The sequence below is a fragment of the Providencia sp. PROV197 genome (genome assembly GCF_028479625.1).
GTDB classification, from domain to species: Bacteria; Pseudomonadota; Gammaproteobacteria; order Enterobacterales; family Enterobacteriaceae; genus Providencia; species Providencia vermicola.
Genome location: NZ_JAMPNZ010000018.1, coordinates 60,563 through 77,136, shown reverse-complemented (window position 1 = coordinate 77,136; position 16,574 = coordinate 60,563). Strand labels below are relative to the sequence as shown.

Genomic DNA, 16,574 nt, shown 5'->3' with positions numbered 1-16,574 from the left:
TACTTAAATTACATGTAAATAGATGTAAAAGAGTGGTTAATTGCTATCCGTAAGTGGAACTTTTGCGCATAATCTGTGGTCATAGTCATCAGTAAAATTGAATCTTATACCAACCAAATAGAAACGCATTGTGCTTGCCTAATAAAAGGCTCCACAGTGAATTGAACCTTTATTCTTGAGAGAATTAACTGAATTATGAAAAGAAAAAACTTTTTTCTTACCGCTGTAGCAATGAGTTTAGGCTTATCACTGGCCACTATCCCAACGATAAGTAGCGCGGCGCTACCTGCAACATTACCAGCAACAGCGCAAAGCCAAAACATGCCAAGCCTTGCACCTATGCTTGAAAAAGTTCTGCCTGCGGTGGTGAATATTCATGTGTCAGGAACACGTGTGCAAAATCAACAAATTCCAGAAGAGCTGAAATTCTTCTTTGGCCCAAATGCACCTTCGCAACAACAAAGCGTGCGTCCTTTTGAAGGCCTCGGTTCGGGCGTGATTATCGATGCGCAACAAGGCTATATTTTAACTAACAACCATGTCATTGATGGTGCAGATAAAATTCAAATTCAACTCAATGACGGCCGTGAAATCGCTGTAAAGCTGATTGGTAAAGATCCACAAACAGATATTGCATTGCTTAAAATCTCTAACGATAAAGATATCAAAAACTTAACTGCAGTTAATATCGCAGACTCTGATAAGTTACGAGTTGGTGATTTTGCTGTCGCGGTTGGTAACCCATTCGGGTTGGGGCAAACGGCAACGTCAGGTATTATCTCAGCATTAGGCCGTAGTGGCTTAAATCTTGAAGGCTTAGAGAACTTTATTCAAACCGATGCCTCTATCAACCGGGGTAACTCTGGTGGTGCTTTAGTCAACTTAAATGGTGAGCTGATTGGTATCAATACCGCTATTTTAGCGCCAGGTGGTGGTAATATCGGCATTGGTTTTGCTATTCCAAGTAATATGGCAAAAAATCTCAGTGAGCAGCTGATTAAACATGGTGAAGTTAAGCGCGGTATCCTCGGTATTAAAGGGACTGAGATGAATTCTGATATCGCAAAAGCCTTTAATATTGATGCTCAACGTGGTGCATTCGTCAGTGAAGTTCTACCGAAATCCTCTGCTGCGAAAGCGGGTATTAAGTCTGGGGACGTATTAGTCTCTGTTGATGGCAAACGCATCAATAGCTTCGCAGAATTAAGAGCCAAAATCGGCACTAGCCAAATCGGTAAAGAAATTACTATCGGCCTGATCCGCTCGGGTAAACCGATGGACGTGAAAGTCGTCCTTGAAAATGATGAAGGTTCAGCAACAAGAGCTGAAAAATTAACTGAGTCATTATTAGGTGCAACTATTTCTAATGCAACCATTAGCAATACACGTGGTGTTCAAGTCGATAGCGTCGCGCCTAAGTCTCCAGCTGCCGCAATTGGTTTAGTCAAAGGGGACTTAATCTTTGGCGTCAATGACCAACGAGTTGAAACTATTGATCAATTCCGTAAAATTATCGATGGCAAACCACCCGTGTTGGCAATGAAAGTATTACGTGACGGCGAAACCTTATATTTATTAATGCGTAATTAATTGATAAAAATCGGTCTTAAAGTCAATAAAACAGGCTCAGTATCACTCTACTGTGCCTGTTTTTTTATGTTATGCTCAGTACATGTTTAAGAAATAACTGAATCTCCAATATTTTATGGTAAAGAAGCTTACTATTTCTGTCATGCTAGGCCTATTAGCTGCATTGATTATCATCATTGCGGTACCTTCATTGCGTCCGCAAGGTTTAGCTGATTTACTGTATGGCAAAACGGATAGTGAGCCTGTTAGTTATAACAAAGCTGTACGCCGTGCAGCCCCTGCCGTGGTTTATGTCTACAGTAGCTCCAAAGGTAGCTTCTCCCAGTCTGGTCGTGAACTTAAATCGTTAGGCTCTGGTGTCATTATGAGCCCGAATGGCTATATCATTACTAACAAGCATGTTGTTGATAACCCAGACCAAATTTTAGTCGCACTGCAAGATGGCGCAATTTTTGATGCGTTACTGGTAGGCTCTGATACGCTCACCGATCTTGCGGTATTAAAAATTGATGCCGATAACCTCCCAGTGATCCCAATTAATACTCAACGTGTCACCCATGTGGGGGATGTCGTCTTAGCCATTGGCAATCCGTACAATATTGGTCAAACTGTGACTCAAGGTATTATCAGTGCGACAGGTCGTGTTGGCTTAAGCTCCACTCGTCGGCAAAATTTCTTACAAACAGATGCTTCGATTAACTCAGGTAACTCAGGTGGAGCACTGATTAATACCGAAGGTGAGTTAGTGGGAATTAACACTCTGTCCTTTACCGCGGGGCAAGGCATTACCTCTGAAGGCCTCAGTTTTGCTATCCCAACCGCGCTTGCAACAAAAATTATGGATAAGCTGATCCGTGATGGCCGCGTGATCCGTGGTTATATTGGTATTACTGCACGTGAACTACCGCAAATAAGGTCAAACAACAATAATATCAATCAGATACAAGGACTGCGTATTTTCCAAGTTGCCCCAAATGGCCCAGCCGCTAAGTCGGGTATTATGCAAGGGGATATTATTTTATCTGTTGATGGAAAACCTGCAGTTTCTGCCGCTGAAACGATGGACTTAGTTGCAGAAATTCGCCCTGGCAGTAAAGTGTCGGTGCAAATATTACGCGATGGTGAAATGAAAACGATCGATGTGATTATAGAAGAAAATCCTGAAGGGCAAGCAGGATGATGCTACCAAATGAATTTTAATATAAAAATGCCGTTCAATTCAGTTTGAACGGCATTTTTGTTTCAATTCAATAAACGAGAAAACTAGTCGTCTGAATGAACACGCTGAATATCTGCCCCTAAGCCACGCAGTTTATCTTCAATATGTTCATAACCGCGGTCAATGTGGTAAATACGGTCAACCGTTGTAGTGCCTTCCGCAATACAGCCAGCAATCACTAGACTTGCAGATGCGCGTAAATCTGTTGCCATCACTTGTGCACTAGTTAATTTCTCAACTCCATGACATAGCACTGTATTACTTTCAATTTCTGCATGAGCCCCCATACGGATAAGCTCAGGGATGTGCATAAATCGGTTTTCGAAAATCGTTTCAGTGATAAGCCCTGCACCTTCAGCCACTAGGTTAAGTAAGCTAAATTGTGCTTGCATGTCCGTTGGGAACCCTGGGTGTGGTGCAGTACGAATAGTGACCGCTTTAGGGCGCTTACCTTCCATATCTAGGCTAATCCAGTCATCACCTATTTCAATCGTTGCACCCGCTTCACGCAGTTTTGCTAATACCGCATCTAGGGTGTCTGGACGTGCATTGCGGCAAATGACTTTACCACGAGAAACAGCAGCTGCAATTAAGAATGTGCCTGTTTCAATACGGTCTGGCAGAACTTGGTATGTCCCACCGCCTAAACGTTCCACCCCTTCAATCACAATACGGTCAGTTCCTGCACCTGTAATTTTTGCACCAAGAGTGTTTAAGAAGTTGGCAGTATCTTCAATTTCAGGCTCACGCGCAGCATTTTCAATGACGGTAGTGCCTTCAGCTAATGTGGCAGCGGTCATAATTGAAACAGTTGCTCCAACACTGACTTTATCCATCACGATGCATGCCCCTTTCAGGCGGCCATCGACGGTAGCTTTCACATAACCATCTTCCAAAACAATATTTGCACCTAACTGTTCTAAACCAGAAATATGTAGATCAACAGGACGAGCACCAATAGCACAACCACCTGGCAGAGAAACTTCACCATGACCAAAACGTGCCACTAAAGGTGCCAGCGCCCAGATAGAAGCACGCATAGTTTTCACGAGGTCATAAGGCGCGCAGTAAGTGCTTACTGTGCTCGCATCAACAAATACAGAACCATTGCGTTTCACTTTCGTACCAAGCTGGTTCAATAATTTGATGGTGGTGTCGATATCCCTCAAATGAGGAACATTCTGTATTTCTACTGGCTCTTCAGCCAATAGAGCAGCGAACAGGATTGGCAGCGCAGCGTTTTTCGCGCCAGAAATAGTAACCTCACCCGATAAACGGGTTGGTCCTTTAACTAAAAACTTATCCATTCAAGTATTCTCGTATGTCGAATTGTACAGGCTGTTCGCTTAGGCTTTGAAATCAAAGGCCACTAAGTTTACGATCGCGCTCCCATTGCGCAGGGGTGTACGCTTTAATTGATAGAGCATGGATGCGGTTATCCGCAATATATTCCATCAATGGCGCATAAATTGCTTGCTGTTGCTTAACACGGCTCATACCGTCAAACATGTCACCGACAGCGATAACCTGAAAGTGGCTACCATCACCCGTAACAATAGCCTCATCCAGAGACAACTTTTCCATCAATACTTGTTTTATTTCGTTGGTTTCCATAGTGACTCTATTATGATTATTTGTGGTTTTTAATTTTACTCTGGCTAATTCTAGTTGAATGTGCCCAATTAGTCACAACTCGAATTAAAAGAGCATAAACGCCTATCCTAAAGGATTACGCCTAACACTTAAACCAAAGAAAACGCCTCTTACGCACAAATGCACGTAGAGGCGCTTATTTTTACATAACTTGACTAAATTTAAGACTCATCGCCTTAATCTAGAATGATGCTTTTCACCCCATATAACTCAATAAGTGTATTCAAGTTATCACTGGCCCCAATAATATTCAGAGGCTGTTTTTTGGCTTGAAACTCACCTTTTAAGCGAACTAACATAGCCAGCCCCGTTGAATCTACATGGGTTAAGCCAGAAACATCTATTTTCTCAATATGTTCCAGCAGTGGGGACTTTTTGTCCCAAAACGACATCAATGAGTCACGGTCTAATGACCCCGTCAGATACAACGTTGATTGCGTTTTCTCCCATGCCAATACCTGGCTCATATTAGTTTTTCTCTTCTAACGTAATTGGGGCTTTTGCACTGATTTCTAACTGTTTTGTTAAGCCATCAATACCTTGCTTACGTAAAATATCCCCCCACTCATTTTGCTTGGTGGTGATCATGCTTACGCCTTCAGCAATCATGTCATATGCCTGCCAGTAACCTGTTTTACTGTTTTTACGCCATTGGAAGTCTAAGCGTACTGGTGGGCGGCCATTGGTATCAATTATCGTTACGCGAATGGCAACAATGTTTTTATCACCAATGGGTTGTTCTGGTGCAATTTGGTAAGTTTGACCATGGTACATCGCCAATGCTTGGCCATAAACCTGCTCAAGGTAATCTTCAAATGCCGCAAAGTAGGCATCACGTTGTGCGGGTGTTGCGCCTTTATAGTAAGTACCTAAAACGAGTGCACCTGCATATTTAATTTGCACATAAGGCAGTAATTCTTCACGGACAATCGTTCTTAGATATTCAGGATCTTGTTTGATTTTCGGCTGTTCAGATTTCAACCGAGTAAAAGTTTTTGCTGCCGCCTCATCCATTAATTTATACGGATTAGTTTGGTCTACTGCCATCGCAAATGGTGCAATAGCCAACATGGCAACCATCATTAAACGTTTAAACATAATTCATTCCTTTAACTATTTTGAGGGAGCTTCACATTACTTAGATGCAGGCTCTGCACCTTGGCTATCGCCACTCTTATACAAGAACTGCCCGATTAAATCTTCTAACACCATAGCGGGTTTAGTATCCTCAAGGCGTCCGCCATCTTTCAAAATCGCAATCCCTAACTCCTCATCATCAGGGCCAATATTCATGGCAATATACTGTTCACCCAGTAAACCTGATGTACGAATGGATAAAGAACTTGAATCTGGAATATTGTCATATTCACTTAATAAGTCGATTTTCACTTCAGGTACATAGTTCTTTTTATCGAGAGTGATACTGGCAACACGGCCGACAACCACACCACCGACTTTGATCGGAGAACCTTCTTTCAAGCCACCAATATTTTCAAAAGACGCTGAAATTTGATAGGTAGATTGGCTACCAATTGATTTCAAATCGGCGACTTTTAAACACAAAAAGATAATTGCGGCAATCGCCAACAACATAAAACAGCCAACCCATATTTCACTTTTTTTACTTTGCATGACTTAGTTCCCAAACATCAGTGCGGTAAGTACGAAATCCAGTCCTAAAACAGACAATGACGCGTGAACAACGGTTCTCGTTGTTGCTTGGCTGATCCCTTCCGAGGTTGGAATTGCATCATAGCCATTAAACAGTGCGATCCACGTCACCGTAAAAGCAAACACTAAACTTTTGATAACACAGTTAACCAGATCTAATCGCCAGTCGATAGAAGATTGCATTGATGCCCAGAAAAAGCCTTCATCAATCCCCTTCCAATCCACACCGACTAATGCGCCACCTAAAATCCCGACAGCCACAAAAATCAGTGATAACAAAGGCATACTAATAAAACCCGCCCAAAAGCGTGGCGCAATAACCCGTCTTAATGGGTCAACTGCCATCATTTCTAAGCTCGAAATCTGTTCCGTAGCTTTCATTAAGCCAATTTCGGCGGTCAACGCCGAACCTGCACGCCCTGCAAATAACAAGGCCGTCACAACAGGGCCAAGCTCTCTTAATAAAGAAAGCGCCACCATCATGCCAAGGCTAGCTTCTGCACTGAATGTGGTGAGGACAAGATAACCTTGTAGCCCCAGTACCATGCCAATAAATAAGCCCGATACGGCCACAATCAATAAAGACTGTACGCCCACAGCATACAGTTGCTTCATCAGAAGTGGCCACTGCTTGCCAAATTCAGGTTTCCCCAATAAGGCACGAAACAGCATATATCCAGCTCGACCAAAGGCAGAAAAAATATCAATCCACCGACGTCCGAAGGCTGCTATCGCCTTTATTATCATCTTATTTTACCCTAATAAATCGGCCAGATAATCATTGGCAGGAAAACGGAACGGCACGGGACCATCAGCGATACCATCAAGAAATTGGCGCACTCTAGGGTCTTGATTATCACGCAGCTCTTCACCCGTTCCCTGAGCAATAACATGCTGCTGGGCAACAATATACGCATTATCTGCAATGCTCAATACCTCTGGCACATCGTGAGAAACGACCACACACGTTACGCCAAGCGCTTGATTCAGTTCATCAATTAATTTAACTAAGACCCCCATAGTAATTGGGTCTTGCCCCACAAAGGGTTCATCAAACATGATCAAATCAGGGTCAAGGGCAATGGCACGTGCGAGTGCAGCACGGCGAGCCATCCCACCAGAAAGCTCTGATGGCATCAATTTTGCGGCGCCGCGTAACCCAACCGCCTCTAATTTCATCATCACTGTCGTGTGAATTAAAGACTCTGGCAAGTTTGTGTGTTCTCGCAGCGGAAATGCCACGTTATTGAACACATCCATATCGGTGAACAGCGCTCCTGATTGGAATAGCATGCTCATTTTTTTACGTGATTGATATAACTTGGAACGTGATAGCGACGGAATATTGTCACCATCAAACCAAATTTCCCCCTCACTTGGCCGTAATTGCCCACCAATCAAGCGCAGCAATGTGGTTTTACCAATCCCAGATGGCCCCATTATTGCCGTAATTTTACCACGAGGGACAGTCAGGTTAATATTTTCAAATATTTTCCGATTGCCTCGAGTAAAGGACATGTTCCGTACTTCAATTAAGTTGTCTGTCTGTGATTGCATTATTAAATAACTCGTTATACATCATGCCTGAGTATGCATTTATCCGTTCAGATATTACCGAAAGATAAACTGAAAATCGTCAAATATCACAACAAAGTGGAATTTATAGTATCATAGCGTCAAAAAGGTAACTGTTAATATTGTAGCTGTTTTTTATCTCTAAAAAGCGGCTAACTCCCTATGGAATTTACCTATAGTTAGGTAACTCTTTCATTAATAAAAGCAGATAGCTCTTAGAGTGTTGCAATTTACTAGCATGAGAATACGTGAATTAGCGAATACATTTTTGGTTTAGGGTGCTAATGACAGCGTATTTCATCTACCTTAAACATAAACAAAATAGCGATTAGGTGCAAAACTATCATTAAGAATAGCTTAACAGACAAAATACTTACTGATACTAAGTATTCGTTATACAATTTGATTTCGCTAATCCGATTAACTTAAAAGCTACGCATGGAACTAGAAATGTCAAACTTCGATTTTCAGAAAGTAGGTAAAGAAGTTCTCCATATCGAACACGACGGCTTAAAAAACCTCGAACAATATATTAATCATGATTTTGACTGTGCTTGCCAGCTGATTTTCGGCTGCAAAGGCAAAGTTGTCGTTATGGGTATGGGAAAGTCGGGGCACATTGGCAGGAAGATTGCCGCAACATTAGCTAGTACTGGGACACCTTCGTTTTTTGTTCATCCTGGTGAGGCTAGCCATGGCGATCTTGGCATGATCACTAGTAAAGATGTGGTGTTAGCCATTTCAAATTCAGGGGAATCAGGGGAAATTTTAGCGTTACTACCTGTTTTAAAACGTATTAAGGTTCCCTTAATCTGTATGACTAACAACCCTGATAGTAATATGGGGAAATATGCAGATGTGCACCTGTGTATTAAAGTACCACAGGAAGCCTGCCCATTAGGGCTCGCGCCAACGACCAGTACAACCGCAACCTTAGTCATGGGTGATGCCTTAGCTATCGCATTATTGACTGCCCGTGGGTTTACAGCGGATGATTTCGCACTTTCTCACCCAGGCGGCGCACTCGGGCGCAAACTTTTACTCTTAGTTCGTGATTTAATGAATACGGGTGAAGATATCCCCCATATCCCTAAAAGCGCGTCTTTGCGGGAAGCTTTAGTCGAGATAACCCGTAAAAAACTGGGTATGACGGTTATCTGTGATGATGATATGAATATTGAGGGCATTTTTACAGATGGTGACTTGCGCCGTATCTTTGATATGGGAATTGACCTAAATAACGCGAAAATTGCAGATCTCATGACACCAGGTGGCATTCGGGTTTCGCCCAATATGCTCGCGGTTGAAGCGCTTAATTTAATGCAATCAAAACACGTGACCTCATTATTAGTCGCACAAGACAACAAATTAGTCGGTGTTTTACACATGCACGATCTGCTCCAAGCAGGTGTTGTATAATATAAGGAAATACCATGAGTTCTCAAAACGTGGATACTTGCTACGGCCCTGTGGCAACATCCGTTATCGAAAAAGCCGCTAAAATTAAGCTGCTAATTTGTGATGTTGACGGTGTGATGTCCGATGGCTTGGTATATATGGGCAATAGTGGTGAAGAGCTCAAAGCTTTTAATGTACGTGATGGCTATGGCATTCGTTGTCTATTAACGTCCAATATTGACGTCGCCATTATTACAGGCAGAAAAGCGAAACTCCTTGAAGATAGAGCAAAAACTTTAGGCATTACACATCTTTACCAAGGCCAAAGCGATAAGCTTTTGGCGTATCGCGAACTGTTGGATACACTACAGCTAGCAGAAGACGAAGTAGCTTATATTGGCGACGACCTTATCGATTGGCCAGTAATGGCTCGAGTTGGGCTATCTGTTGCTGTTGCGGATGCACATCCACTGCTATTACCAAAAGCGAACTACATAACACGCATCGCTGGTGGAAAGGGTGCAGTACGTGAACTTTGTGACCTGATCCTTCTTTCCCAAGGTAAATTGGAAGAAGCAAAAGGCTTATCGATATAACGAATAGATTGAATTCATGAGCAATGCGAAGAAGTGGTTAATCATTATTTTATCCTTAGTTGTGCTGGGGCTTATCGGCTGGAATTTAGCGGGTAATGACACATCAGACTCACAGGAAAAAGTAATCAATGATGGGCAACCTAATTATCAAACTGATGATTCAGTAACTTACGTCTATAACCCAACAGGAAATCTAGCGTATAAACTCGTTTCGGATAAAATTGATAATTATACCGAAGGAAAAATCACGTGGTTTTCGAAACCCGTTTTAACCACTTATAATGAAGCGGGCGTGCCAACATGGACAGTCACTGCCTTTAAAGCAAGGTTAACAAACGATCGAGTGCTTTATCTGTACAGTGATGTTCAAGTCGATAGCTTAACGAAAGAGTCGCAAATTCAACGAATTACAACTGAAAGTGCAGTTGTCAATTTGACAACACAAGACGTTTCATCTGACGATAAAGTGACCATTATTGGACATGGCCTTAATTCTACTGGTCTAAAAATGAAGGGAAATCTTCGTACTAGAACCGCAGAATTAATCGAAGATGTGAAAACTCATTATGTGTTACAACCAGAAGAGCATCAAAATGAATCAAGTAACTAAGAAGCGTTTTATTCAAGGAGCGGTTGCCAGTGCAATTTTGGCTCTTAGCCTCCCAGCGATGGCATTAAAAAGTGACACCCAGCAACCGATGACAATTAACTCGGTTAAGCAATCCCTTGATCTAGAAAAGAACGTCACCACATTTACCGATGACGTCATCATTAAACAAGGTTCAATTGATATTCGAGCCAACAAAGTGGTTGTAACACGTCCAAGCAGCGACTCCGATAAAATCGTCATCGAAGCATTTGGTAACCCTGTGACCTTTTATCAGCTACAAGATGACGGCAAGCCAATTAAAGGCCATGCAAACAAAGCGCGTTATGAAGTTGATAAACAGCTCGTCACGTTAACGGGCGGTGCGTATTTAGAGCAGCTAGACAGTAATATTAAAGGCGACAAAATCACCTATGTTGTGCCAACACAGCAAATGGAAGCCTTTAGTGATAAAGGCAAGCGCGTGACTACTGTGATTTTGCCAGCGCAATTGCAAGAAAAAGGCCCAGCAGCAAACAATTCATCAGCAACTACGGGTAAGAGTAAATAATCGTTATGGCGACACTAACCGCAGAGAATCTGGCTAAATCCTATAAAAAACGCAAGGTTGTTGAAGATGTCAGCCTTGAAGTTAAATCAGGCGAAATTGTTGGCCTGTTAGGGCCAAATGGTGCCGGTAAAACCACCACCTTTTATATGGTTGTGGGCATTGTTCAGCGGGATGCGGGCAAAATTTTAATTGATGGTGAAGATATCAGCTTACTGCCACTGCATGAACGTGCGCGCCGCGGTATTGGCTATCTTCCTCAAGAAGCCTCTATTTTCCGTCGCCTTAGCGTTTATGATAACCTGATGGCGGTATTGGAAATCCGCGAAGATTTAACCTCTTCCCAACGTAAAGAACGTGCTGAAGAGTTAATGGAAGAATTTAGCATCACACATCTTCGCGACAGCATGGGGCAATCCCTTTCTGGTGGGGAACGCCGCCGAGTTGAGATTGCAAGGGCCCTCGCCGCTAATCCAAAATTCATCTTATTGGATGAACCCTTTGCGGGTGTCGACCCAATTTCTGTCTTGGATATTAAAAAAATTATCCAACATTTACGTGACTATGGCCTCGGTGTTTTGATTACCGACCATAACGTCCGTGAAACGTTAGATGTGTGTGAAAGAGCCTATATTGTCAGCCAAGGTCACCTGATTGCCCATGGTACACCAACCATGATATTGGAAAATGAACAAGTGAAACGTGTATACTTAGGTGAAGGTTTCCGGTTATAAACCGTATGTCGTATTCTATTGTTAGGGAGAAGAAAACAGTTTCATGAAGCAAAGTTTGCAGCTCAGAGTCAGTCAACAACTTGCGATGACCCCTCAATTACAACAGGCAATCCGTCTGCTGCAACTTTCTACACTTGAGCTTCAACAAGAAATCCAACTTGCGTTGGAAACTAACCCGCTTCTTGAGCAAGAAGAGTTAGGTTCTGAAACTGACTCGATTGATTCCCTTGCCACCACAGACAGCAGTGAGCTCGATACCAAAGACGCCTTAGAAAACAATGACATGCCTGAAGAACTTCCTCTTGATGCGGATTGGGACGAAATCTACACAGCAGGAACACCTTCAGGTACCAGCAACGATTACAGCTTCGATGAACTCCCTGTTTACCAAGGTGAAACCACTCAGACACTGCAAGATTACCTGATATGGCAATCGGATCTCACGCCGTTTACGGATACTGACCGTGCGATTGCCACCGCAATTATTGACTCCATAGATGACTCTGGCTATCTCACAACAACAATCTCTGATATACATGAAGGGATTGATAATCCAGAAATTAGTTTAGAAGAAGTGATTGCGGTACTTAAACGCATCCAGCACTTTGACCCACTTGGTGTCGCGGCACAAGATTTAAAAGAGTGTTTATTAATTCAGCTTTCGCTCTACCCAAAAGAAACGGAAGGTCTACAAGAAGCAAAGTTAATCATTACCAACCATATTGATTTACTGGCTAACCGTGATTTTAGGCAGCTTGGTAAATTAACGCGTTTAAAGGAAGATGCTTTAAAAACGGCTATCGACTTAATTCTCGCATTAAATCCAAAGCCAGGGCAGTCTATCAATACAGGTGAATCGGAATATGTTATTCCTGATGTTTTAGTGAAAAAGATAGCTGGGCACTGGCAAGTTGAGTTAAATACAGATAGCATTCCTAAACTCAGTATTAACAATCATTATGCTTCGATGGCAAATAGTTCAGCTAGCGATGATGATACACAATATATTCGCAGCCACCTGCAAGATGCAAAATGGTTGATTAAAAGCTTAGAAAGCCGCCATGAAACCCTGTTAAAAGTGGCGACCTGTATTGTCGAACAGCAACAAGAATTCTTTGAGCTGGGAGAGGAACACATGAAACCCATGATACTGGCGGATATTGCCTATCAAGTGGACATGCATGAATCCACCATCTCGCGAGTGACAACTCAAAAGTTTCTCCACAGCCCACGAGGCATTTTTGAGTTGAAGTATTTTTTCTCCAGCCATGTAAGCACGGATACAGGTGGCGAAGCCTCCTCTACCGCGATTCGGGCCTTGGTGAAAAAACTGGTTGCTGCGGAAAACCCCGCAAAACCATTGAGTGACAGTAAATTGACGAGTATGCTGGCAGAGCAAGGTATTCAAGTGGCTCGTCGTACTGTTGCTAAGTATCGTGAATCGTTATCTATTCCGCCCTCAAACCAGCGTAAACAACTGGTTTAATTGATAAAATAAGGAAGGTTGTATGGAATTTCAGATTACTGGACACAATATTGAAGTTACTCCAGCACTGCGTGAAACTGTTGAGAAAAAACTCAGTAAATTAGAGCAACTGTTTGACCGTATTAACAGTATCCAAGTCGTCCTGAAAGTTGAAAAAGTTCAGCAAATTGCTGAAGCAACCGTGCAAGTCAATGGAGCGGAGCTCCATGCATCAGCGGAAGAAAATGACATGTATGCCGCTATCGATTTACTGGTAGACAAACTGTCGCGCCAATTAACCAAACATAAAGAAAAACTGAGACAACATTAATACATTGAGGTGGCTGATTCGTTAGCCAACGAATGTTTCAAACCAGATGGTGGCATACATCATCTGGTTTTGTAGTCCTAAGTGAACAATAAAATGAATAGTGATATAGAAATCCAGTTAAACGATGTTTTATCATCAGCCTGTACACGTAATAATATTGTGTGCACCAGTAAAAAAAGAGCCCTAGAAATTATTAGTGAGCTGGCTGCCGTTGAATTGGAATTACCTGAAAATACGGTATTTGAAGCGTTATTAACCAGAGAAAAAGTCGGTACCACGGGTATTGGTGGCGGGATTGCAATCCCTCATGGCAAGTTAGATGAAAGCGAAAGTTCCCATGCTGTTGGTGTATTTTTGCATTTAGAAGAACCTATTGCCTTTGATGCGATTGATAATCAGCCTGTTGACCTGCTTTTTGCACTACTTGTGCCATCTGATCAATGCAAAACGCACTTACACACGCTCTCACTTATCGCCAAAAAGCTGGCCGATAAAACATTCTGTAAGCGTCTGCGTAGCGCACAAAGTGATGATGAACTATATAGTATTATTACTGAGTAAGTGATAATTTATGTGTCTTGCTATAGATTAATGATATTGCTATGGTTTTTATCATTAAAAACATGCAAAACACAGTTTATTAAGAAATACATCATTAGGAAACGAAAGGGAGTAAGCTCATGGTGCTGATGATTGTCAGCGGCCGTTCCGGTTCGGGGAAATCCGTTGCCTTACGTGCGCTGGAAGATATGGGTTTCTATTGCGTGGATAACCTGCCAGTCGTATTACTGCCAGAGTTAGCCAATTCACTGGCTGATCGTAACATCTCAGCAGCAGTGAGTATCGACGTGCGTAATATGCCCGACAATCCAGAAGTGTTTGAAGAAGCGATTGATAAATTACCCGCTAGCTTCTCTCCACAACTATTGTTTCTGGATGCCGATCGCAACACCCTGATCCGCCGCTACAGCGATACTCGCAGGTTGCACCCACTTTCAAGTAAAAACCTGTCTCTTGAAAGCGCAATTGACGAAGAAAATGAGCTCCTAGAGCCACTTCGTTCACGGGCAGATTTAGTTATCGATACCTCTGAGATGTCTGTGCATGAACTTGCAGAAATGCTAAGAACGCGTTTAATGGGCAAACGTGAGCGTGAGCTGACAATGGTGTTTGAATCTTTCGGCTTCAAACATGGTATCCCTATTGATGCGGACTATGTTTTTGATGTGCGCTTTTTACCAAACCCACACTGGGACCCGAAACTGCGCCCAATGACAGGCCTTGATCGCCCTGTTGCTGCATTCTTGGATAGGCACACTGAAGTTCACAACTTTATCTACCAAACCCGTAGCTATTTAGAGTTATGGCTACCGATGCTAGAAACGAACAACCGTAGCTACTTAACCGTTGCGATTGGCTGTACGGGGGGGAAACACCGTTCTGTCTATGTTGCAGAACAGCTTGCTGACTATTTCCGCTCCCGTGGTAAAAACGTGCAATCGCGCCACAGGACTCTCGAAAAACGCAAGTAGCTGAAATGACTGTAAAAGCCACCATAACGCTAAAAAACCGCCTTGGAATGCATGCAAGACCAGCTATGTTACTTTATGATTTAGTTCAACAATTTAACTCTAAGGTTATTTTGCGGAATAATAGCCAAATTGAGGCAGAGGCGGATAGCGTTATCGCAATGTTGATGTTAGACTCGGAACAAGGCAGTAAAATTGATATTGAAGTGAGTGGTGCAGATGAAAATCAGGCATTATCCGCAATTGTTAACCTATTCGAGAGTGGGTTTGATGAAGAGTAAGCCTATTTCTACCTAACAATAAAAATATCAATATGCGTATTTTTACAAAGGCAGGCTTGGAGATCGTGATCCTGATCTCTTCCCTTTAAAGCGCATAGCGCCTAATATTTTAAACAAATTTATTAATAGCAACACCCCCTACCTTCTGGGTGGGGGGTGTTTGCTTTGTACGTCTCTATTGGAGTGTGGTATGACAAAGCCAACAATTATTATCAATGATTTAGATGCTGAACGCTTAGATGCACTAATGGAACAGCCAGCTTACGCAGGCACCCCTGTTGCTGAAGCGCTCAATGATGAACTTGACCGTGCGGATATTCTTAGCCCACAAGAAATTCCTGCTGACGTGGTCACAATGAACAGTACGGTTCGCTTTTTAGACCTCATTAGTAATGAAGAGCGCACACGTACATTAGTTTACCCTGCCTCGCTAAAAGACAGTGCAGAACAGTTATCTGTTATGGCGCCTATCGGTGCTGCACTATTAGGTATGCACGTTGGCGACGAAATTAGCTGGGAGCTGCCTAACGGTGTGCAAACACGCGTTCGTGTTCTTGAAATCGTGTATCAGCCAGAAGCGGCTGGTGAATTTCACCGTTAATTTCGACTTGCTGAATTAAGGATGGCTTAGCGAAAAAAGTTTTCTTGAAAAACTCAGGCAAGTCTTCTGGCATATTCAGGCACTCATTGAGTGCCTTTTTTGTGCCTAGTTATCTTGATAGATGATGCTACGGTTTTTTCGTTATACGCAGTAGCCTTTTGTGTTGCCACTGGCGAAAAAATTTATCCAATAAAAAGAGCCTAATCACCTTTATCGCTAATAACCCACCCCAAATAGACATCACCCAAATTGGCCAATCACGCTGCGGAGTATAAAAAGAGTTAACGGTATACAATACGGCACACACAATAATCGCAATGATGATGTTCTTCAGTAATTTTATTTCATCATTAACCCGCTTTTTCGCCTCTTCTATACGGCTGTCCAATGCATAACTTTCGAGTAAAGGCTCAGAGGTTAGCTCTGATACACTCACATTAAAAACGGATGCGAGTGCACTTAGAGTTTCTAAACTTGGCACTTCATTATTTTCAATGCGTTGGATCGTTCTTGTACTTAGGGATGACAATTGAGCAAGTTGCTCTTGCGACCAAGCCCTTGCCAATCTGAGCTGCTTGACTTTGTTTTCCATCATAACCTACCTTAGACTTAGCAATCTTCGTGTATGGCTATACTGTCAACTCAATAGAATTTTGACCACGACGCCTTAGCGACAGAAAGACGACAATAACATGACAGTTTATAAATCAATAAATTAGATAATATTATCACCAAGTAAAAGCGCCTAATAAAAAGTATTAGGCGCTTAAAGTTGCT

21 protein-coding genes are annotated in these 16,574 nt (G+C 42.5%); 13 read left to right on the top strand and 8 right to left on the bottom strand.

Annotated elements, in window-relative coordinates:
- The first annotated feature begins 195 nt into the window (after window positions 1–195).
- Window positions 196–1,590, top strand: coding sequence for a Do family serine endopeptidase (locus PR808_RS10235; protein WP_206083562.1), 1,395 nt, complete (start codon window positions 196–198; stop codon window positions 1,588–1,590).
- Window positions 1,591–1,705: 115 nt separating this feature from the next.
- Window positions 1,706–2,770: an outer membrane-stress sensor serine endopeptidase DegS gene (gene degS / locus PR808_RS10230; protein WP_206083561.1), complete on the top strand. Its 1,065-nt coding sequence runs from the start codon at window positions 1,706–1,708 to the stop codon at window positions 2,768–2,770.
- A gap of 83 nt (window positions 2,771–2,853) precedes the next feature.
- On the opposite strand, the gene murA is transcribed toward degS, so the two are convergent.
- From murA to mlaF, 7 genes are all read right to left on the bottom strand, one after another.
- Entirely contained in the window at window positions 2,854–4,116 is a 1,263-nt protein-coding gene (murA, locus tag PR808_RS10225; protein WP_206083560.1) for a UDP-N-acetylglucosamine 1-carboxyvinyltransferase, read from the bottom strand.
- A 52-nt stretch (window positions 4,117–4,168) separates the two neighbouring features.
- Window positions 4,169–4,423, bottom strand: a complete 255-nt coding sequence (gene ibaG / locus PR808_RS10220; RefSeq protein WP_206083559.1) for a BolA family protein — start codon at window positions 4,421–4,423, stop codon at window positions 4,169–4,171.
- Window positions 4,424–4,638: 215 nt separating this feature from the next.
- Window positions 4,639–4,929 (bottom strand): lipid asymmetry maintenance protein MlaB, encoded by a 291-nt coding sequence (gene mlaB / locus PR808_RS10215; RefSeq protein WP_206083558.1) that lies wholly within the window; start codon window positions 4,927–4,929, stop codon window positions 4,639–4,641.
- A 1-nt stretch (window position 4,930) separates the two neighbouring features.
- The gene (gene mlaC, locus PR808_RS10210; protein WP_272539230.1) at window positions 4,931–5,560 is read right to left on the bottom strand and encodes a phospholipid-binding protein MlaC; all 630 of its coding nucleotides are present in this window, start codon (window positions 5,558–5,560) and stop codon (window positions 4,931–4,933) included.
- Window positions 5,561–5,596: 36 nt separating this feature from the next.
- The gene (gene mlaD / locus PR808_RS10205) at window positions 5,597–6,094 is read right to left on the bottom strand and encodes an outer membrane lipid asymmetry maintenance protein MlaD (protein ID WP_206083556.1); all 498 of its coding nucleotides are present in this window, start codon (window positions 6,092–6,094) and stop codon (window positions 5,597–5,599) included.
- A gap of 3 nt (window positions 6,095–6,097) precedes the next feature.
- The gene (mlaE, locus tag PR808_RS10200; RefSeq protein ID WP_047756206.1) at window positions 6,098–6,880 is read right to left on the bottom strand and encodes a lipid asymmetry maintenance ABC transporter permease subunit MlaE; all 783 of its coding nucleotides are present in this window, start codon (window positions 6,878–6,880) and stop codon (window positions 6,098–6,100) included.
- Between the two features lie 6 nt (window positions 6,881–6,886).
- Window positions 6,887–7,690, bottom strand: a complete 804-nt coding sequence (mlaF, locus tag PR808_RS10195; protein ID WP_206083555.1) for a phospholipid ABC transporter ATP-binding protein MlaF — start codon at window positions 7,688–7,690, stop codon at window positions 6,887–6,889.
- A 468-nt stretch (window positions 7,691–8,158) separates the two neighbouring features.
- On the opposite strand from mlaF, the gene kdsD reads away from it, so the two are divergent.
- From kdsD to rnk, 11 genes are all read left to right on the top strand, one after another.
- A complete protein-coding gene (gene kdsD / locus PR808_RS10190) occupies window positions 8,159–9,127 on the top strand; it encodes an arabinose-5-phosphate isomerase KdsD (protein ID WP_206083554.1) in 969 nt (322 codons plus the stop codon).
- 14 nt (window positions 9,128–9,141) lie between these two features.
- On the top strand, window positions 9,142–9,702 hold the full coding sequence (kdsC, locus tag PR808_RS10185; protein ID WP_206083553.1) for a 3-deoxy-manno-octulosonate-8-phosphatase KdsC: 561 nt from the start codon (window positions 9,142–9,144) through the stop codon (window positions 9,700–9,702).
- A gap of 16 nt (window positions 9,703–9,718) precedes the next feature.
- Window positions 9,719–10,312, top strand: a complete 594-nt coding sequence (gene lptC, locus PR808_RS10180) for an LPS export ABC transporter periplasmic protein LptC (protein WP_206083552.1) — start codon at window positions 9,719–9,721, stop codon at window positions 10,310–10,312.
- Window positions 10,296–10,859 carry a lipopolysaccharide ABC transporter substrate-binding protein LptA gene (gene lptA / locus PR808_RS10175; RefSeq protein WP_206083551.1) on the top strand — a complete coding sequence of 188 codons (564 nt, stop codon included), beginning with the start codon at window positions 10,296–10,298 and terminating at the stop codon, window positions 10,857–10,859. Before lptC ends, lptA begins: the two co-directional genes overlap by 17 nt.
- A 5-nt stretch (window positions 10,860–10,864) precedes the next feature.
- Window positions 10,865–11,590, top strand: coding sequence for an LPS export ABC transporter ATP-binding protein (lptB, locus tag PR808_RS10170; RefSeq protein WP_206083550.1), 726 nt, complete (start codon window positions 10,865–10,867; stop codon window positions 11,588–11,590).
- 43 nt (window positions 11,591–11,633) lie between these two features.
- Window positions 11,634–13,076 (top strand): RNA polymerase factor sigma-54, encoded by a 1,443-nt coding sequence (rpoN, locus tag PR808_RS10165; RefSeq protein WP_206083549.1) that lies wholly within the window; start codon window positions 11,634–11,636, stop codon window positions 13,074–13,076.
- Between the two features lie 22 nt (window positions 13,077–13,098).
- Window positions 13,099–13,386: a ribosome hibernation promoting factor gene (gene hpf / locus PR808_RS10160; RefSeq protein ID WP_206083548.1), complete on the top strand. Its 288-nt coding sequence runs from the start codon at window positions 13,099–13,101 to the stop codon at window positions 13,384–13,386.
- A 93-nt stretch (window positions 13,387–13,479) separates the two neighbouring features.
- A complete protein-coding gene (ptsN, locus tag PR808_RS10155; protein ID WP_206083547.1) occupies window positions 13,480–13,947 on the top strand; it encodes a PTS IIA-like nitrogen regulatory protein PtsN in 468 nt (155 codons plus the stop codon).
- Between the two features lie 119 nt (window positions 13,948–14,066).
- A complete protein-coding gene (gene rapZ, locus PR808_RS10150) occupies window positions 14,067–14,918 on the top strand; it encodes an RNase adapter RapZ (RefSeq protein ID WP_206083546.1) in 852 nt (283 codons plus the stop codon).
- A 5-nt stretch (window positions 14,919–14,923) separates the two neighbouring features.
- Complete coding sequence (gene npr, locus PR808_RS10145) at window positions 14,924–15,196, top strand: PTS phosphocarrier protein NPr (protein ID WP_206083545.1); 273 nt, start codon at window positions 14,924–14,926, stop codon at window positions 15,194–15,196.
- A gap of 190 nt (window positions 15,197–15,386) precedes the next feature.
- Entirely contained in the window at window positions 15,387–15,797 is a 411-nt protein-coding gene (rnk, locus tag PR808_RS10140; RefSeq protein ID WP_225818527.1) for a nucleoside diphosphate kinase regulator, read from the top strand.
- A 127-nt stretch (window positions 15,798–15,924) separates the two neighbouring features.
- Here the strand turns inward: rnk and PR808_RS10135 are convergent, their stop codons facing one another.
- Window positions 15,925–16,392: a helix-turn-helix domain-containing protein gene (locus tag PR808_RS10135; protein WP_272539229.1), complete on the bottom strand. Its 468-nt coding sequence runs from the start codon at window positions 16,390–16,392 to the stop codon at window positions 15,925–15,927.
- Window positions 16,393–16,574: the final 182 nt, after the last annotated feature.